Source organism: Vibrio sp. TRT 2004, assembly GCF_050113735.1.
GTDB lineage: Bacteria > Pseudomonadota > Gammaproteobacteria > Enterobacterales > Vibrionaceae > Vibrio.
The window spans coordinates 47,959-67,531 of record NZ_JBNJOH010000014.1; the positions used below are offsets into that span (position 1 = coordinate 47,959).

Sequence of the window (19,573 nt, forward strand, 5' to 3'; positions counted from 1 at the left end):
TAGATTTAGCTAACTGCCTTATTTATAGGGGTTAGTAGGCCTTTTATTAGGCTGTTAACCACCAGCGCCAATGTGAAAAAAGTACCTAACGGCAGTGTAATCCACAGCACGAGATGTAGGTTGGGCTTAAGATCAAATCCGTACACCATCAGAGCCCCAACGACAGCTTCTGATCCGATTGATGCGATTAAAGCCGCAATCAAAGACATCAATCCATATTCAGCCCAAATGGTTTGTTCTACACGCTTTTTACTCGCTCCTAGCGTCCGGTAAAGTTGAATTTCATCCTGTCGCTGCCCTAAGCTCAAACGCAACAAGGTGAAAATCAACAATAATCCAGACAATACACCGATTGCTGCCAGTAATGTTATCGACCAAACAATCTGTTCAAGCAGTTGCTGAATCTTAGCGCCCATCACTCGTATATCCATCAGACTGACTGTGGGGTATTGACGAGATAAACCATTGAGCAATTCGTTGTGACTATCTTCAACCCGAAAACTCACTAAGTAAGTAGCCGGTATGTTGGCTAGTACGTCTTTGGTAAAGATAAAGTAAAAGTTAGGCTTCATATCCCGCCACTCAACAGAACGAATCGAGTTAACTGTTGCCGTCACGGTTTGGCTATTAATGACAAAACCTAACTCATCGCCAATAGATAAATTGAGTTCATCGGCCACATCCTGTTCGACGGACACACCATTGGTTTCACTCCATTGACCTGTGATCAATTGATTGTGAGCCGGAATGCCATCAGCAAACGTAAAGTTTATCTCTCTTCTCAACGCGTCACTCGACTCAGGACCATTGGCCAGCGACTTAGCGTCAACCCCGTTAATATCAAGTAAGCGACCGCGAATGATTGGATAGTCCTGAGAACGCTCAATAGCGTTATCATCCAGAACTTTCAAGTAACCCTCTTTTTCGTAAGGTGCAATGTTAAGGGCGAACGCGTTGGGGGCATCTTTGGGTATGGTTCTACTCCAATCGGATAGCAGATCGGTTCGTACTAGCCACATCGTTGACAGCAACATCAAAGAGAGAGCTAAAGCACCGAACTGAATTCCTGTCGCTGACATAGAACGATTTATTCTGCTCAACGCTAACTTGAGCGGAGGAGACAAAGGCATCTTAGCGAGTGATTTTGTAATCACTACACTCAGTAGCCCTAACACAATGAACAATACGCCCATTCCGGCTAACACTATCCACACCAATAAATTATCGTAATACGCGACTAACATGGGGATTAGCGGGAACAAAAGTAACAGATATCTTTGCTTGCTTTGCAGAGAATGTTGCTCAGCTTGCATCACATTTACCGCACTGACGTTAATCAAATTGAGCAGCGGAATTCCTAACGCAGGAATGGCAATCAGAATACTGGTGGTTATTGCTATTATTGCCGGTTTGATACCATAGCTAGGCAGTGGATTAGGTAATAAATCGACCAATGGTATTCTTAGCAAAAACTCAAGCAGTATGCCTAAAGACGTGCCCAGTACAATAGCAGAAATAAGAAGAATGGATACCTGAGTCAGCAACCAGCGAGTTAACCAACGTTTGCTCGCCCCTAAACTCTTGAGCATCGCAATGGCTCTTTTCCTCGTTGCTACGTAGTGCTGGCAAGTTAACACCAATGTCGTCGCTGCCATGATGATCACTATCGCCACCGTTAGGGAAAGGTATTGTTCCGTTCTCTGAAATACTTCATTGGTTCGGCTAGCACTATTTTGGTCACGCCAACGGTCACTAGGTGTCAATGTGACGTTCGCTTTGAGCTGTTCAATCTCCGACTGGTTTGCGTCAATGAACAGGCTGTAGCGAACTCTGCTACCGATTTGCACCGCACCTGTTTTACTTAGATCATCACTATGAATAAACGCAGATGGCATTTGTTGAAACGGGTTAAAACTCAGTCCGGGTTCCTCGACTATTCGCCCACTGACGGTAAAATCCGCGTCGCCAACTGTGACGGCGTCACCAATTTCAACTTGTAGCTGTGCAAATAGCCGTTCGTCTAGCCAAAGCTGCCCAGGTTCCACTTTTGAATATTCAAGCTTGTCATCACTCAGTCGCATCTCCCCTTGCAGCGGGTAGCGACTATCAACAGACTTAACGGTGATAAGTTTCATCGCATTGTCGCTAAATGCCATGGTTGCAAAACGTGTCTGTTGTGAAGCAGTGAGACCACTTTGTTCTACGAGCTTTGTGAGCGTGGCAGGCAAAGGGTTTGACGAGGTAAATACTGTGTCTGCGGTCAATGCTTGCTTACCCTGCTTGACCACCACTTGTTCCATTCTCTCTGCAAGCGCGGTGAGGGCAAATATACACGCGATGATCATCACCAATGCAATCGAGACTGGCCATAATTGGCCTTGTCTGATCTCGCTAATGCTCCAGCGTATCATCTGACTGTTAAATGCTCCGTGATTTGATTTCCCCATCACTAAGCCTCCAGCTTGCCTGCTTTCATGGTCAACACCCTATCGCAACGTTTCGCGAGTTTCTGATCATGCGTCACCAAAACCAGTGTCGTACCATGCTTTTTATTCAGTTCAAACAGTAGCTCAATGATCGTGCTCGCCGTTTGTTCATCTAAATTACCCGTTGGCTCGTCGGCAAACAGTACTTTAGGCTGAATCATAAAAGCACGTGCCAAAGCTACACGCTGCTGCTCCCCACCGGATAACTGCGTTGGAGAGTGATGGATACGATTTCCAAGCCCTACAGATTCAAGTAACGTCGTCGCCCTTTGCTTATCTTCGCTTTCACCTTTCAGCAAACAAGGGAGAGTGACGTTGTCTAACGCGCTAAGGCTCGGGATGAGTAAAAAACTTTGAAACACAAAGCCAACCGATTCACTGCGAATAGCCGCTCTCGCTTCATCATCAAGCGTGTGTAACGATTGTCCTAGAAGGTTCACTTCACCACTGGTGGGGATGTCCAAACCTGCCAGCAATGTCATCAGTGTCGATTTTCCAGCACCAGATGTCCCTACAATAGCGACACTTTCTCCTTCCTTGATGTCGAGATTGACGTCTTCAAGGATTGTTAATTGCTCTTGTTTAGTAGAGACTATCTTAGACAATGAGTGTGCTTTAATTACGGATGTTTGCATGTTTCGACTACTTTCCTTTGTACTTTTACTGACTTTTATTAATCCTGCGTATAGCAAAACCCTGATGATTCTCGGTGATAGCCTTAGCGCTGGCTACCAAATGCCGATCGAGCAAGCATGGCCATCTCTTCTTACGCAAGATCTCGCCAATAAGGATCAACATGTTACCGTAATCAATGCTAGCATTTCTGGCGACACAACGGGCAATGGTTTAGCACGTCTTCCTAAACTGTTAGAGCAGCACAAACCTGACTACGTCCTAATAGAACTTGGAGCCAATGATGGACTGCGTGGCTTTCCACCGGGTCTGATTGGAAACAACTTATCACAAATGGTGGCATTAATTAGGCAAACAAATGCCAAACCACTTATTATGCAGATCCATGTACTGCCAAACTATGGCAAGCGTTACACTGAAGCCTTTTCAGCCGTTTATCCTTCATTAGCCGCAAAGCTCGATGTCCCCTTACTGCCCTTTTTCCTTGAAGGTGTGATTATCAAACCTGAGTGGATGATGGACGATGGCCTTCACCCTAAGCCGGAGGCACAAGCTTGGATTTCAAGTTTTGTTGCCAATCAGTTAATTAATCACTTCTAGTTGCCCTAGCTCAATGAAGTTTACATAGCTTTACGTTAATTTTCTCCGAATACCCTCAGTAGGTGAAGGACAAAAAATGATTATAAAACCTGTAATAGATGGCGTTGTTGCACGCAGCGCACATCCATTAGGCTGTGAGCAAGCCGTGCTTAACCAAATTGAATATGTAAAGTCTTCTCAACTCATAACCAACGGGCCCCAACGCGTCTTAATCATCGGTGGTTCATCTGGCTTTGGCCTAGCCTCCCGAATTGCTCTGACATTCGGTGCTCAGGCTGACACCATTAGCGTATCGTTTGAAAAAGCACCTTCTGAACAAGGGACAGGGTCTGCGGGTTTCTACAACAATTACTATTTTAAACGCCACGCCAAACGCGCGGGACGAATCGCTGTAAATATCCATGGTGATGCTTTTTCTAAACAGATAAAAGATGACGTCATTGAAGCGATCGAAACCTATTTTGAAGGTGAAGTTGACCTGATTATTTACAGTGTTGCGTCAGGCGTGAGACCAAAAGAACAACCAGGACAGTTCTGGCGCTCTGCTATTAAACCTATTGGTCAACCTGTGTCAGGGACTACGCTACTGCTTGAAAATGATAAGTGGTACAACTCAAAGTTAGAAGCTGCGAGCGAAGAAGAGGCAGAAGCGACACGCAAGGTCATGGGTGGCGAAGACTGGGAAGCATGGATCGATGCTCTGATCAATTCAGAGTCGCTTGCTCATGGTTGTAAAACGATCGCCTTTTCTTATATTGGCCCAGAACTGACTCACCCAATCTACCTTGATGGCACATTAGGCCGAGCGAAAATAGACCTGCATCAAACCAGCCATGCCTTGAATCTGAAAATGGCGAACTTCGAAGGCGGCGCATACGCAACCGTCTGTAAAGCGTTGGTGACCAAAGCGAGTGTCTTTATACCAGGTCTAAGCCCATACATTATCGCTCTGTATAAAGTGATGAAAGAGAAAGGCACCCATGAGGGATGTATCGAACAAATGCTACGTCTGTTTAGTTGCAAACTTTACGGCTCTGAGCCTGTCCCTGTTGATGGTGAAAGGCTGATTAGAATGGATGACTGGGAACTTGATGCGGATACACAATCACAAGTTAAGCAGTTAATCAGTGAAATGGATTGCGGCAACTTCATGCAGTTAGGTGATTACTCTGGCTTCAAGCATGAGTTCCTCAATTTAAACGGATTCGATTTGCAAGGTGTAGATTATTCAACCGACATCAATATTGATAAGTTTATAAAATGAAGTTATTGTTTTAAAACCACGTCTCATTAATAAGACAAAGTGTATTGATTGCCCCAAAGCTGAGCCTTGGGGCTTTTTTTTGTCTATTTCATCATGCATCCTTGAACTCCTGTGCCGTCCACCGTTTAATTATTAAACATTTCTTTACCCGTATGTGCATCGTAACGACTATCCTTAAAACAGAGAGCAAGGACTGCCCTTATAAAAAATTAACAACAGGGAGTTTGTATGTCTAAGTTAAATACAGACAACATGGTAATTCCTGATGAAATGAGCTCGGGATGGCAAGTTATCGTTAACCTTTTAGCTGAGATTATTTCCGTACCAGCCGCTTTAATCATGCGCGTGCACAAAGAGCATATTGAAGTGTTTAGCGTGAACAATAACAATGCCCATCCCTATCACATTGGGGACAAAGAGGGTTTAGGCCAAGGTCTTTACTGTGAAACGGTGATCAACGAAAGTCGGCTGCTTTTGGTGCCTAACGCGTCCAAGGATAGCCAGTGGCAAAACAATCCTGACATGAAATTCGGCATGCTAGCGTATTGCGGCTTACCCTTACGTTGGCCTAACGGTAAAATGTTCGGAACCATCTGCGCGCTCGATAATATTGAAAACCCGTTTAATCAAACCTATCAACAATTGTTGATGTCATTTCGTGACTCCATTGAGGCACAACTAAAAACCGTTTTTCAAAACTACCACCTTCAACAACTCAACAGCGAGTTGGAATCGCGCGTTCAAACTCGAACACAAGATCTGGTCAAACTCAACTTTTCTCTAAACCAAGAGATCGACAAGCGCCGCGCCGCCGAGCGTCAAGTACGCTATCAGCAGTTGCATGATTTGGGGACAGGTTTTTTGAATCGTTCAGCACTCGAGTCAGAGGCAAGTCGTTTGATCCAAAATGTCTCGGATAATCAATTCCGAAAAGTCGGTGTACTGCACGTCGGCTTTACCAACGGACGACGTATTCAATCTAAGTATGGCTACTCAACTTGGGAACACATCCTTATTGAATTTCGTCAGCGACTCCATCAACACTCAGCATTGAATGTGATAACCGCACGTCCAAGCTCCACTGACTTGGTGTTTATTTTTGAAACCAACAGCTACGACAGCGATATTTATCTGCTATGTCAGGAGTTGGTCGATGTCAGCCAATCAAAGTTTACTGTCGAAGGGGAAAGCCTACACCTACATAGCTATATTGGTGTCGCCAGTTCAGACGAAAGCCAGTGTGCTAAAAGTCTACTTAAATACGCCTCTGAAGCGATGCAATCTTGTAAAGATTCCGGTCATAAATTCAGCTTTTACTCTCAGGACATCTCCGATACACAGAAAAACATCAGCCAACTTGAAAGTTACCTGCTTCAGGCTGTTCGTAACGATGACCTGCTTCTCTATTTCCAGCCTAAAGTGTCACCGGAAACCCATCGTTGGGTAGGAGCAGAAGCACTTCTTCGTTGGCGACACCCTATTCTCGGTGATATTTCCAATGAAACACTAATCCACTTAGCGGAACAAAACGGCCTCATCTTTGAAGTGGGAAGCTTTGTGCTTCGTTCTGCGATTCAAAAAGCCGCAGAATGGTCTGCCAAGGTGGATAACTTTCGCGTCAGTGTCAATGTTTCTGCAGTGCAGTTGCAAAGTCCACAATTTGTCAATCAGATTGAAGATCTACTCACTGCCTACGAACTACCTGCACGCTACTTAGAGCTTGAGATTACTGAAAGTGGTCTGATTGCGGATGAAGTCGTTGCACGTAACACGCTGCAGTCGCTAAACAAGCTAGGAGTGACGCTGTCACTAGATGATTTTGGTACGGGCTACGCATCATTCAATTACCTGAAAAAATTTCCGTTTGACGCCATTAAAATCGATAAGAGCTTTGTCCATCAACTTGATGAAAGTGAACAAGACAAAGAGATCATGCGCTCGATTATCAGTATTGCACAGAAGCTGAGCTTACAAGTTACCGTTGAGGGGATAGAAAACGAAAAGCACGAGGCGTTTATCATCACCGAAGGATGTGATATCGGTCAGGGCTACCTTTATGGTAAACCAATGCCCTATGATGAATTCGAAAACAATCTTTACAATCAGATATCTTCGTCGATGAAATATAGTTACTCATCACAACCACACTAGTCCTTTACTCTTAGGCGAGCGATTCCTATAATCCTCGCCTTTCGTGTTCCTAACCGACGATATCAAGATGGATCAGTTAACTGCAAAGCTAAAGAAAATTGAAAAACAGAACTACCGTGCGTACCAGCAAATCAAAGGCGATTACGACTTCGGTGACTACACATTCCATATTGAATACGTACAGGGTGACCCATACGCTTCAGCATCACGTGTGCGTGCCGTTCGCCCTTGGTCATTAACAGGACTCGCTTGGCTACTGAAGAAATCTGCACACTACCAGATTGCAGCGCGCGATTTTATTGCGCGTAGTTTCGCACAACTTGCCAAACAAGACTCTTTACTCAGTATCAGTTTAACAGGACAAGCGGTACTCGACAGCACGGCAGTTCTATTCACCGATGAAGGCATAGAATTGCGTTTTCGCGTCAATCTGCCAGCAGAGGGACGCTCAGTGTTAGGCAAAAAAGCGGATAACCTTTTGACTTTTCATTTGCCTAAGTACATACGTCGAGCCACTCTTGAGCGTGAACTAGACTTAGAAGCCTTGAAACATCATTGTGAGGTCATTGAAGACCAATATGCTTTGCGTAGCCAACTTAATAAATTAGGGCTTATCGCGTTTGTTGGGAACGGTTCGATACTGCCTCGAGTTGCTGGCAACTGCGACTTACCAATGAAAGATGCCATCCCATTTGTTGCTCCGCAATCACTTGAGGTGACAATAGAGACCCCAAACCAAGGCGCGATCACAGGCCTAGGTATCAAGAAAGGCATTACTCTGATCGTCGGTGGTGGATTCCACGGTAAGTCGACGCTGCTAACAGCAATTGAGCGCTCTATCTACAATCACATTCCTGGCGACGGTCGTGAAACCATAGTCACTAACGACGGAGCGATGAAGATCCGAGCTGAAGATGGTCGTTGTGTCCACAATCTCAATCTGTCTAACTACATTAACCATCTGCCAATGGGCAAAGATACTCGAGATTTCTCGACTCAAGATGCCTCTGGTTCAACGTCTCAAGCCGCATGGCTTCAAGAGTCTATTGAAGCGGGCGCATGTGGTTTACTCATCGATGAAGACACCTCAGCGACCAACTTTATGATTCGTGATGAACGAATGCAGGCGTTGGTAAGTAAAGGCGATGAACCTATTACTCCGCTCGTTGATCGCATCGGTCAGCTAAGGGATCAAATGGATGTATCGACGATTATCGTTATGGGTGGTTCAGGTGACTATCTAGACGTAGCCGATACCGTTATTCAGATGCATGACTATCAGCCTGTCGATGTGACCGCGAAAGCCAAACAAGTTGTGCTTCAGCATCCAACCGAGCGTCACAATGAAAGCGAAGCGGAGTTAGAAACCTTTCGTCCACGAGCACTGAACTGTTCAGCTCTACAAAAAATCTTAGTCGATGGAAAATTTCGAGTCGCAGCCAAAGGCATCGATTCACTGCGCTTTGGCAAAGAGTTCACCGATCTGACTGCGCTCGAACAACTAGAGTCTAGCGCTGAAGTCAATGCCATTGGCTGGCTATGGTTCCAACTGGCTCAGCGCCCTGGCTGGGTAAATAATCCTGCGAAAGAAATTAAAGAAATGCTGTATGGTGATTGGTCTGCGCTCATGCCAAACCAAGGCGATCTAGCGAAACCACGCCCGTTAGATGTGATGGCAGCACTAAATAGAATGCGTAGCTCTCAATTTAAACCATCGAAATGATGTTTTAACCGTAACTGATGTATAAAGCGCCTTAACTGGCGCTTTTTAGATCATGAATCATGAGTTTTATACTGGAAACCGAACATCTTATTTTACGAGATTTTACTCAAGAGGACATTCAGCACTACGTTAAACAGTGCCAAGATCCCAAGTATCAACGTTTTTACAATGAACAAGATTGCTCACAAACCAAGAGTGAGCAACTGGTTAAGATGTTCATTACACAAGCTGAACAACAACCGCGCCAACAGTTCCATTTGGCGATTACCGATAAGATGACCGGTAGCTACTTAGGCATTGCCGCTCTGCGCGTCGAAAACGAACAACAAGCGTCCATCGGCTGTGGTTTGGTGCGTGGAACACAAGGAAAAGGAGCCAGTGAAGAAGCAATGAGAGCCCTATTGCAATATGGCTTTGACCAATTGTCTATTCATCGAGCCTATGCGGAAACCATCTCTGAAAACCGAGCAGCAATCAGACTATGTTCACGACTTGGAATGCGGGTTGAAGCGACTCTGGTTGAAAATCGCTACTTTAAACAACGCTGGTGGAACACGACTATCCTTGCAATACTCAAAGAAGAGTTTAACCGCTTATGAGCGCGTTAATGGCGTAGTACGTTCCATGCTTCGCAGAGAACTCGAAAACGTTCACTGTCTCCTTTCTCACGATCTGGGTGCCATTTGAGCGCCAGTTTTCGCCATGTTCTTCTAATTTCTGTTTGGCTCGCATCATGATGAAGTTCAAATAGACTCAACGCCTTCGCTCTGTCCATGTCTTTACCATTGGTGCTGCCAACAGAATGACGGTAGCGCGTCCAGAACTCATTGAGTAAACGTTTCACTTCGCCCTCTTCCGCTTCATAGTTCTTCCAGTGGATGTAATAATCACGCAGTGGGTCGTTTACGTCGACTTCATGACCTGCGACTTGATGTGCAGGCATCAGAACAATATTCATCGCTTCAACTTGCAGCCATTTCTCTGGATAGAGCGTTTCCTGAAGTTGGTAGAGCGCATTCATGATAAGAAAGTTACGCTTAAATAGATCTTTTTCTGGAGAAGGGTCTAGTACGGGGATAAAACCAAGATCGCCCAAATGAGAAGCCAAAGTGTGTACTTTCCAGCCACTTGGGTGTTTTCTTAGAACCTCTAATACCGGCCAAAGCAACGGGTTTTCCATATACTGCTGAAACTGGGCAGTGAGTTGTTGTTTATCGTCCATAAGCCTTTCTCTTTTTTTATTCAATAAATGACATAATCACTTATTTGTCGAGTCTTGCTTGTTACATTTGTCGCCTGAGCCATAAAAAAGAGCCACCTTTGCTGACTCTTAATTGGTGAATGAATACAGACTAAATGACACCAAGCTCTCTTAGGCGTTCCATCAAGTAACTATCTGCGGTATGGCGTTCAGATAAGACGACTTCTGGTTTTGGATGAAGGAACAGCCGTGAATGTTCTTGACGTGAGCCATCAGGGTTGATCACGCGGTGTGTGGTCGATGGGAAATATCCACCCGATGCTTCTTGTAGCATATCGCCAATGTTGATGATCAAGTTACCGAAGCCACATGGGGTATTCAGGTTCCGATAAACGCTTACACCAGTTCCCTTATTAACACTTCTCGATTTGTAACCACTTGAAAATACCTCTGCATTCATTAACTGACTAGAACCTCATTCGTTGACATTTACCCTAGTCTAGCCATCTGAAAACTGAATAATCACCTTATAGGTAATGATCAGATATTTGCTAGAAAGAATAAATTGTAACAAAATCCTAAATCGCTGTACAAAAAGCAACTAGAAATTATGTTGTAATCCGCCTAAAAACAACAAAGGCGAACACTTGGTTCGCCTTCACTTTATGGAGTTGGCCATTCATCAAAATCAACTCTTTCATCACTTATGTAGTAGAGAGTATCTCCTGGATGAATAATCATCTCGAGGTCAGGGTTAAGTATGACAACTTCCTCATTTCGACGCCTCATACCAATAATTGTAGATTCAGTTTTCTGCTTAAAATCTATGAAAATATCCAATACTTTAAATGAACATTCAGACTTAACTTCAATCCCATATTGAGTCTGACCGCGTTCAGCACTAACCATTTCACTATGTAAGAGGCTTGACCCAATATCTATGACACTTTTGGCCAGAAGCTCTGTGCTGAGATTGGAGATAGCTTCGGCATTTGGACATTGTAACTTAAGAATTTTTGCTTTAACAGGATCATTAAAATGAGCGACTAAATGAGCAGTTCCATTTAGAGAACTCGCAAAAAGAGCGATCGTCAGCGTATTTTCATCTGCGTCGGTATCGATGATGATGCAGCTAGCTCGGCTTAAAGCTGATCTTTCTAACTCATCTTCATTGGTAAACGAAGGGACGTTGATAAAAGAAACCAAATCCGGCAACGGGTTTTCATGTTGCTCTACTGAAATGAGCACAATATCCCTTTTATCTTCTCGAGCAATCTGTTTTACCAGTGAGGGGGTCCGATTTTGGTTATATCCGACTAACACTATATGATCAGACTTGTTTCTAACTGTATGCATACCTTTTTGTTTCCTGTACCAAAGAGACATTCCTTTTGCCAATAATTTACCAGCAACCAATGCGAATAACCCTAGAGCGCCAGGTATCACAACAAGTGCCGTGAATGCCTGTCCTACCTCAGTTAGCGGGTGCAAATCCCCAAAGCCCACCGTGGAGCCTACAGTTACTAAATAATAGGTCATCCTAATTGGTGATTCGATCAAGTGACCTTCGCCTAATAGCAGGTAACCAAAATAGACAATGAGAACAAAACTCAGTGTTAGCAGGCCTAAATGCAATTTACCTAGGCCATCTGCAACTACTGAGAAGTACTCATCCCAAAGCTCAATTAACTTCTTTGAGATATTTTTCTGCATTTTAGTTGTTCTTAATATCGATAGGGTTCAGATGTACGCCTGTTGAAATTACTAACTCATGCTCTAGGTTGCCAGAAACCTTGTTGTACTTCTCTTCGGCACAAACAAGCAACAATTCTACACTTGCATGATGACTATCAATCTCACGAATATATGGCATAAAGAATTGGTCAGTTTCAGACTCCGTTCCGTTCTTGAAGTACGTTTTCTCTGTGATTACTTCAGGTTTGTTACCTTCAAACGACTGAGTGAACTGGTGACCTTCAAGTTCGTATTGACCAATTGCTATTTTATCGCGAAGAAGTGGTTGCCAATCAGCATCAAGAATTCCCTTTGTATCGTGAAAGTACCAAAGGATAATCTCGATTATTTCATTGTCTTCCAACTGAATCTGAAGGAACCCATCATCATCAGTGTAGTAGCGAACGATTTTTCGGCGTTCATCCAAATCAACAACCCCTATTGCTTCAATCCTTTGCTCTGGTGCAGCACCTTCAATGATCAATGAACTTTCAAGGGAACGAAGTTTGAGTGCATCCAAAGTAAATGTGCCGCCAAGGTGTAAGCCTAGGACTTGAGGCAATTGAGGTTTTTCTGGTTGCGATGGCACCGGAGTTGGCTCGCCACCGAAAAGTTTTTTTATTCTATTTAACATATGAAATCCTTGTAGCAGAGAAAAAAGGCGACTCCAAAGAGTCGCCCTTGTAGACGTTATGTTAACTGTCTTTCTTTGTCAGGCTATCTAAAAGTGCTTGAGCATCTTGAGATGGGCCTGCTTTTTCTGCTGCGATTCGAGCGTCCAAACCTGATGGTGCACTAGCTTCCGCTGCGCGCTCTTGTGCTGCATCAAGCATGTGACCGTTCTTCTCTTGACGAGCTTTGATACGCTCAAAGGCATCTAAAGCTGTCTTAGATTTTGAATCAAGGCCAGTTGTCGCATTCAACGTTGCAGCTTGAGCCTTTTGGAGCTGCTCTGTTGAACGGATCGAATCGATTTCTTCTTTCATTGCAACAATACGCTCTTTCAGACCTTGAACAGTCGAAATCAGGTTATCTTCTGTCTTCTTAGTCTGTTCAACGCGTGACTTAGCAGTTTCTAGCTGAGGTTGAAGCTTAAGGATTTCTTGAGCCACTTCCAAAGCAAGTTCTTGGTTGTCATTGTTGGCAAATTGCTGCGCATCTGCTTTGTAACCGGTAATTTTGGCTTCCAGATCATGGACCGTCTTTTCATGTTGTTTGCGTTGTCCGCGCACTTCATTGATATTTTGGTCAAACTTCTGAATTTCACCTTCTGCTTGGCGGATATAGTGCTCAAGCTCGGGAATTGCATTTTTATCTGCTACTGCTTCAGCTTTCGCTTCTGCTTTACCGACAAAACCAGCTACTAATCGTGAAAAAATACTCATTATTTACCTTCCTTTTGGTTACTTAGTTTCTCGTAGAAAATCGCTAGAAGAATGGAGAATTTCAGTAACGTTCTGGAATAGCATAACGAGCTCAAGTTCTACATTATCAAGGATTGAGCTAGATGACAACGCTCCAAACGCAACATAGTATTTTGTGCCTTCGATCTCTGACTTACCAACCGATGTTAGTGGTAAGCCCTTCTGTGCTTGCATCATCAAGTCGTCGAATTGAGCCACATCTTTGGTTTCTGACTCTTTAAAAAGAATGGTTTCAATGATCATCTGGTTTTCTGTAAGAACAAGATGAGCCGGAATACCGTCGCCATTGGTAATGGTCAAGCCTCCTTCAATTTCACCAATAGTCCAGTTATGATCTGAAGCTTCTAAATGCGCTTTGATGTTTTGTAAAGACATGTCTATATCCTTGTTAAACAATGATATGTGGTACAAATCGTGCCACGTCGTTTGTGATTAGTTTATCTGATTCACGGAAAGAAATACCGCACCCTGTTTTACCGATTACCCAAGATCCAATTACGACCCGACCGTTCTTAAATTCAGCTAACGGAGCAAATTCTTGAGTAATAAAGCCTTCTGCACCGTAGTTCCCTGTCGTACCTTCTACAGTCTCACCTTGGAGCTCAATTTCGATGTTCGCTCCTTCTCGAGAGTAGATTGGCTTGGTTACTTTGTTCTCGATTAATGCAACTTCCTTTTCATTTGAGAAGTAACACTCCAACAAATTAGGATGCCCTGGGTTGAGTTTCCACATGATAGGAAGCAAAGCTTTAGAACTAAGTAACACTTTCCAAAGTGGTTCGATAAACTTACAGCCACTTTCTTCTATATAATCCCCATACGGATCTAGAAGTGCAAATTCGTATGGGTACAGTGAAAATAAATTGAAAATCTGTTTTGAGTTTTGGTCTAAGAATTGGTTATCAACTGACAACTGAATCTCATTTATATCAACAATTACAGTTTCAAAACCCACCTCTTGAGCACACTGAGCTAAATAGGTGACAGTTCTTCTATCTTCTGATGATGTCTCATCACAGGCAAAATGTAAGATCATCGACTCAACGCCTTTTGCTTCACGCAGGTAAGCAAACTGAGTGATGATACGTTCGTCCAGTAGGTTAAATTGATCAGCATGGCGAGGAATTTTCCCTGCTTCTACTGATTGCTTCATCCAGTCCCATGCCGCAACAGACAGTTCAAACAAGGATGTTGGTGTCTGCCCATTGTACTCCAACATCTTCGGCTCACCTTTACCATCCCAAGCGAAGTCAAATCGACCATACAAATAGGATTTATCAGTAGCCCAAGATTTTCGAAGCAAATCATAGTGCTTTTCTGGTAACCCGAACAAATGTAATAAGTCATTATCAAAAACGTGAGCCACCGCTTTGATAGCTAACTCATGTAGTTCTTCAGTAACCTTATCAATATGATCAATTTGGGCGCGGTTTAGTTGAAAGTATCGATTTTCGCACCAGTAAGGATGCTTTGATGAAACCTCATAGAAGTCAAAACCGAGCTCAAGTAAGCGATTTTCCCAACCCTCGCGAGGTTCAATGTCTTGTTGCAGCATGAGCATTCCTGAATTATTTAACCGCCGAAACCACCAAAAGAACGACCCGAGCTACCAAAGCCACCAGATGACTTTGATGTTTTGGTTGGGCTACTCTTGTAGGTAGTACTAGGGTTATTGGTTTTGGCGGTTGTGCTTAGTAGTGATGGTTTGGTGTTTGTCTTGTAAGCAGCATTACTATTCACATTTCCAATTCGCCCAGTACCCGATGTAACTGTGTAACTGTTACAGTCGTTACGTCCTGACTTTAAGCATTGCTGATATCGCTTAGTTCGCTCACGCTCGGACAAATAGTCGCCAGTTTCATCTAATGCTTCTGACAACAAGTATCCCGCAATCAGGCTATTAGCTACTGAAGCACCTGAACCATTAGAACCACCTTTTGTTTCATCAGTAACGTCGGTTGATGAACCTGACGTTGGAGCAACTGAGATAGATGCCACATCCAGCTTGGAATCTGGTAATGGTTTTGCGTAGGAACCTTCAAGAGACAGGTTCAGACCATTCATATCACGTAAGTCGGTTATTTCTCGACCGTTGGCCATGAATGCTTTCCCATATAAACTTTGCGTATGGTTAAACGTTGTGAAGAATGGGTGCGTGAAATCGACGTTTTCATCTTTGTGAGTGATGAAACCAGCCATTTTTGGATACCAAGCGCCCTGATCGTCTTGAAGACAGATATTGCGACCGAAGTCTCGACTACATTCCGACTCAACCATGAACTTTAGTGCAGTACGCTTTGCTTCTTTTTCAGCAAGTTTGTACGCTGCTTCACACTGGCCCGGCAGTTGCTTTTCGCATGTATCCATGTTTGTAAAAGCGTAGTAAGGATCTTCTTTAGTATCACAGCCTGTTAGCGTAGCAACAGCCCCCAATCCAAGGAACATGACGATAGACTTGCGATCACCAATCAAGTGCCTATGAATATTTACTTTACCTTGAGTTTTTTTCACAGCTATACCTCTTAGTATGTCATGGCGCCGGCGTTTAGAAGACCAACAGCAATGTACATTGATGCTGCTACGACAGCTGCACCTACCTGGTTATCTTCGATACGCTGAACAAACTTAGGCATAAAAACGAATCTGACAATTTTGATAGAGATAACTTGTGTTGTAAGAGCTACCACAGCCCAGATAGCGAAATCATAGTAGTTCACAGCGTTTTGCAGCACACCGAACAGAGCGATACAAAAACCGATTAAAGAGCCACCTAATGCAACCGCAGCTGCGACATTCTTCTCTTCTTTGATTAGTTTCCACTCGTCATAGGGAGTGATGGCAAGAACGATGTACTTAAAGATAAGTAAGAAAGCTAGTCCTGTGCTAAAATACGCCGCAAAGTTACCTAGTGCCGGCAGATTGATATATTCCATGTAGTCATTTCCTCTTGTTTTAGACGTGTGGAATGAACCAAGAACAATAGTCTTGGGGCAAAAAAATTAATTTTCAAATAATCGGCGTTTTTCAAGATAGTTGTCATCATTCGCTTACTTATTAAGCGGCTTCTCTTTCTGGATTTAGATGAACCTCACCAACGGGTTCACAGTTCCTAATTTTGCCTGACCAACGCGCAGGATGTCGTTCTCTTGCTATCGAAAACACATCAGAACGACGTCTTAAAATCTCGCTATCTTTTCCATTGTGACGCTCTGATGGCGTGACGTAATTTAACTTACTGTGTTTATGCTCGGTGTTATACCAGCGTACGAACGCCTCAACCCGACTGCGACCAGCAACCAGTTGTTTAAAGCCTTTTGCTTGCAGGCTCTGGCCTGACGCAGGTCGGTCTTTGGTCAGCCTGTATTTCACCTTGCTGATACCAGCGTCTATACGCTCTCAAATCAATTTGAACTTCATGGCAAGCGTACTCTAGACGGCAGCCACTTTGCTTGGCATCGTGGATAAGAGTGTCTAAGTTGCTGCCTCCAATGATACAAGGTTGCTGTGCTAATACCTTTTTGCTACTTGGCTTACAGACATTGAATAAGGAGGTAGTAGCTTCTTCAATATGGCTTTTTTTCTTTCTGTTGGAATGCGATTCAAAACTCACTCATTACCACCCAAACTGGTTAAATTTTAACAGTGACAACAATCCTGCCAGAGGGGAACTGGAAACGATAAGGTAGGCAGAATTGCACTGCAACAACACATATACCGATGTTTAAAAATTGGGCAAAATTATATCATAAAAAGATATTTTAGCTCAGAAATTTATATCACTTCCGATATAATCATGACTCAACGCACACAATTTCCGTCGAACTATCAGTGAGTTATGTCGACTTGCTTAGCATCCGGCTTTCAAACTCTGCAATATGACCCAGTACTTCAAAAGCTGCTAGCGCATCAGCCTTCGCTGGAGGAGACGAAGGCATCGCATTCTTAGGCTCTCAAGGGGATAGTGCCTTACTTCAACAGCGTGTGTTCTCTTCTAACCAAGCCAAATAAGGGTTATAGCCCTCTACAAATGGGATTTGGACGATTTGCGGAACAGACTTCCCCTTTCCAAACATAATGACTGTGGATTGGCATCGTCTGAATGCACGCTGCCAATCCCTTATTCAACACTGAATTAATGATCAATTGCGCGCTTTCATCGCTATCTGTTGTGGTTAACGTAATGCAATACTGACCGCTCACTGGTGATTTCCTTACTTCTGTACGATGACTGGATAATCTTGCTCACAGAGTTCTTTGACAAAACAAGAACCTGAACCTGTATGTGCTACCCAGACTTTCTTTTTCGCTCGAGTTAAGGCGACATAAAACAGACGTCGCTCTTCGGCATAAGGGAAGCTATCTTCAGACTGGGTCAAGGCTCCATTAATGTGCAGTGCTTTGACACGGGCAGGGAACTGCCCTTCATCGACCCCCACAACTATAACAAAGTCCGCCTCTTTGCCCTTACTGGCATGACAAGTCATAAACTCAATTGAGAGTAATCCAAAATTTCTCTGCCAATCACGTAATAGCTCAGGTTTGTGGTAATGGTTACGGCCCAATATCAATACACTCTGAATCGATTTCGCATTCCTGTTCAATTGATCGAGCACTTTTTCCACATTTCCGGCAGGAATCAGCGTCACCGCTTTCGATTTTTGCTCTTTATGACTATTGAGCACCTTAGGAATCTGGGTAGGGTTTTGCTGCACAAATCGATTCGCCACTTCGCCGATCTTGTCATTAAAACGATAAGTGGTATCAAGATGATGAATTGTTGAGTTTGGAAAGCGCTTGGCGAACCCAGTAGTAAGATCAACATCTGAACCTGCAAATTGATAAATGGATTGCCAGTCGTCGCCGACAGCAAACAGTATGCAGTCACTATGCTCTTCTTGTTGGCAAAGCGCCTCAATCAGTGCTAAACGCTGAGGAGAAATATCCTGATACTCATCAATCATAATGTAACGCCACGGCGATCGAAACTTGCCTTTGACGACATGTTGGGTCGCTTTGGAGATCATAAGGTTAAAGTCGATATGTCCCTGCTCTTTAAGCTGTTGATTCCAGGCTTGGTAGCACGGCCATACCAAAGATAACTCACTGTTTAAACGTGTGTATTCAGGGTGCTCAACCAATAACTGTTGAAGTTCTTTCTTTCCACATTCCATCAATGCGAGCTGAGACAACTGCTGTTCTAGCCATGCGATAAGCTTCGGATTCTCAACATGGCTTCCCAGTTCATCGTCACCAGCTAAGTATGCGATTGGCCACTTCGAAAGATGTTTTTGCCAACGTTTAAAGTTGGTTGGTGTCATCCAGTGTTTTTTGAGCCAATCAATACACCAGCTCTTACGTTGATTGTCATCGATCGCCAACGGAGAAATCGTGACAAGCTCGCTCTCGACTTGATTGAGTATATGCAGCCCTAACTGATGGAAAGTACTGACCTTGACACGTTCTGCACTTAATCCAACTTTATCATTGAGGCGTTGGCTCATTTCATCAGCGGCATCACCCCCAAACGCGAGCAAGAGAATTTCTTCAGGACGAGCAATGTGACTTTGCAACAGATAGGCAACACGTGCTGTCAGTACGCTGGTTTTACCTGAACCCGCCCCTGCGAGAATGAGGTTATTGTTATCGTTAAGCAAAACCGCACGCTTTTGACTCAGATTCAATGGTGAGGACTCAATTTGCGAAAAGAGCACTTGCCAATTTTCTAGCTCATTCTCCATCCAAAGCTCGTTACGGTGTTTTAGCTTCTGATCGGAATCACTAATCCAAGGCTCAATCTTACGCATGCGTTCGGGCATTCTCAGTAATGCATCTTCAAGATTCATATTCACCTGAGCGAAATCCGCACTAACGGAGTCCTGCCATTGTTTTACTGACGAATGGGTAAGAAAAGCAGGTTGACGATGAAACTGCTCAATGGCCTGTTCCCATTTGGGTAAGTGTATAAATAGCTGTTGGCACTGATTTTGGTGCCATTTTTGGTAGCGTGCGATGGCAAGGCGCGCGAAGTCTCGGCACTTATCAAGCGGTAGACCCTGTACTAGCCAAGCTTGCCTTTCGCCTTCATTGCTATATGCAAAGAAAAGTAGCCCTCCCCAAAACAGGCCATTTTTGACTTGAACCTGACCACTCCATACATTAAACGGAATGTGTTCTTCGCTGGTTTCTGAACTGAGGATCAACGCATCGGATTCTAATTCAACTTGATAGTATTCGCGTTGGATAAAAAACTGTGCAGTCTTGTTAGCGGTTAGCTGCATTTCGATGTAGGCCTTCTGATTCCATTGCAATCATCATAACTGAATTGATTTCTCTTTTGACAGATTTACGCTAAAAATA

17 protein-coding genes and 2 pseudogenes are annotated in these 19,573 nt (G+C 43.8%); 5 read left to right on the top strand and 14 right to left on the bottom strand.

Translation table 11 applies throughout. The features are described from left to right. Positions 1 to 5 precede the first annotated feature (5 nt). A complete protein-coding gene (locus tag ACQEXR_RS08130) occupies positions 6 to 2,447 on the bottom strand; it encodes an ABC transporter permease (RefSeq protein WP_331426743.1) in 2,442 nt (813 codons plus the stop codon). Between the two features lie 2 nt (positions 2,448 to 2,449). Next, positions 2,450 to 3,121: an ABC transporter ATP-binding protein gene (locus ACQEXR_RS08135; RefSeq protein ID WP_331416583.1), complete on the bottom strand. Its 672-nt coding sequence runs from the start codon at positions 3,119 to 3,121 to the stop codon at positions 2,450 to 2,452. On the opposite strand from ACQEXR_RS08135, the gene tesA reads away from it, so the two are divergent. The 5 genes from tesA to ACQEXR_RS08160 all read left to right on the top strand — a co-directional run bounded on the left by tesA (position 3,120) and on the right by ACQEXR_RS08160 (position 9,456). Continuing rightward, the gene (gene tesA, locus ACQEXR_RS08140; RefSeq protein WP_331416582.1) at positions 3,120 to 3,719 is read left to right on the top strand and encodes a multifunctional acyl-CoA thioesterase I/protease I/lysophospholipase L1; all 600 of its coding nucleotides are present in this window, start codon (positions 3,120 to 3,122) and stop codon (positions 3,717 to 3,719) included. The genes ACQEXR_RS08135 and tesA overlap by 2 nt on opposite strands. 76 nt (positions 3,720 to 3,795) lie before the next feature. Continuing rightward, on the top strand, positions 3,796 to 4,983 hold the full coding sequence (gene fabV, locus ACQEXR_RS08145) for an enoyl-ACP reductase FabV (protein WP_331416581.1): 1,188 nt from the start codon (positions 3,796 to 3,798) through the stop codon (positions 4,981 to 4,983). 228 nt (positions 4,984 to 5,211) lie between these two features. Next, positions 5,212 to 7,134 carry a sensor domain-containing phosphodiesterase gene (locus tag ACQEXR_RS08150; RefSeq protein ID WP_427020092.1) on the top strand — a complete coding sequence of 641 codons (1,923 nt, stop codon included), beginning with the start codon at positions 5,212 to 5,214 and terminating at the stop codon, positions 7,132 to 7,134. A gap of 67 nt (positions 7,135 to 7,201) precedes the next feature. Further along, entirely contained in the window at positions 7,202 to 8,857 is a 1,656-nt protein-coding gene (locus tag ACQEXR_RS08155; RefSeq protein ID WP_427020093.1) for an ABC-ATPase domain-containing protein, read from the top strand. 59 nt (positions 8,858 to 8,916) lie between these two features. Beyond that, complete coding sequence (locus ACQEXR_RS08160) at positions 8,917 to 9,456, top strand: GNAT family protein (RefSeq protein WP_331426737.1); 540 nt, start codon at positions 8,917 to 8,919, stop codon at positions 9,454 to 9,456. Between the two features lie 5 nt (positions 9,457 to 9,461). On the opposite strand, the gene ACQEXR_RS08165 is transcribed toward ACQEXR_RS08160, so the two are convergent. The 12 genes and pseudogenes from ACQEXR_RS08165 to helD form a co-directional block, all read right to left on the bottom strand. After that, positions 9,462 to 10,079: a DNA-J related domain-containing protein gene (locus ACQEXR_RS08165; RefSeq protein ID WP_427020094.1), complete on the bottom strand. Its 618-nt coding sequence runs from the start codon at positions 10,077 to 10,079 to the stop codon at positions 9,462 to 9,464. A gap of 130 nt (positions 10,080 to 10,209) precedes the next feature. Further along, positions 10,210 to 10,440, bottom strand: a pseudogene (locus tag ACQEXR_RS08170) (isopenicillin N synthase family oxygenase); the annotation flags it as partial. A gap of 281 nt (positions 10,441 to 10,721) precedes the next feature. Continuing rightward, positions 10,722 to 11,771, bottom strand: coding sequence for an ion channel (locus tag ACQEXR_RS08175; RefSeq protein ID WP_331416576.1), 1,050 nt, complete (start codon positions 11,769 to 11,771; stop codon positions 10,722 to 10,724). A 1-nt stretch (position 11,772) separates the two neighbouring features. Next, complete coding sequence (locus tag ACQEXR_RS08180; RefSeq protein WP_331416575.1) at positions 11,773 to 12,426, bottom strand: DUF2491 family protein; 654 nt, start codon at positions 12,424 to 12,426, stop codon at positions 11,773 to 11,775. Positions 12,427 to 12,487: 61 nt separating this feature from the next. Then, entirely contained in the window at positions 12,488 to 13,177 is a 690-nt protein-coding gene (locus tag ACQEXR_RS08185; RefSeq protein WP_331416574.1) for a PspA/IM30 family protein, read from the bottom strand. Between the two features lie 18 nt (positions 13,178 to 13,195). After that, positions 13,196 to 13,591: a DUF2170 family protein gene (locus ACQEXR_RS08190; protein WP_427020095.1), complete on the bottom strand. Its 396-nt coding sequence runs from the start codon at positions 13,589 to 13,591 to the stop codon at positions 13,196 to 13,198. A gap of 13 nt (positions 13,592 to 13,604) precedes the next feature. Beyond that, the gene (locus ACQEXR_RS08195) at positions 13,605 to 14,771 is read right to left on the bottom strand and encodes a glutathionylspermidine synthase family protein (RefSeq protein WP_331416572.1); all 1,167 of its coding nucleotides are present in this window, start codon (positions 14,769 to 14,771) and stop codon (positions 13,605 to 13,607) included. A 17-nt stretch (positions 14,772 to 14,788) separates the two neighbouring features. Next, positions 14,789 to 15,727: a DUF1190 domain-containing protein gene (locus ACQEXR_RS08200; protein WP_331416571.1), complete on the bottom strand. Its 939-nt coding sequence runs from the start codon at positions 15,725 to 15,727 to the stop codon at positions 14,789 to 14,791. A gap of 11 nt (positions 15,728 to 15,738) precedes the next feature. Then, positions 15,739 to 16,149: a DUF350 domain-containing protein gene (locus ACQEXR_RS08205; protein ID WP_331416570.1), complete on the bottom strand. Its 411-nt coding sequence runs from the start codon at positions 16,147 to 16,149 to the stop codon at positions 15,739 to 15,741. 121 nt (positions 16,150 to 16,270) lie between these two features. Next, positions 16,271 to 16,585: an integrase core domain-containing protein gene (locus ACQEXR_RS08210; RefSeq protein ID WP_427020096.1), complete on the bottom strand. Its 315-nt coding sequence runs from the start codon at positions 16,583 to 16,585 to the stop codon at positions 16,271 to 16,273. A gap of 602 nt (positions 16,586 to 17,187) precedes the next feature. Further along, positions 17,188 to 17,416, bottom strand: a pseudogene (cutA, locus tag ACQEXR_RS08215) (divalent cation tolerance protein CutA). 11 nt (positions 17,417 to 17,427) lie between these two features. After that, positions 17,428 to 19,494 carry a DNA helicase IV gene (gene helD / locus ACQEXR_RS08220; protein ID WP_427020097.1) on the bottom strand — a complete coding sequence of 689 codons (2,067 nt, stop codon included), beginning with the start codon at positions 19,492 to 19,494 and terminating at the stop codon, positions 17,428 to 17,430. Positions 19,495 to 19,573: the final 79 nt, after the last annotated feature.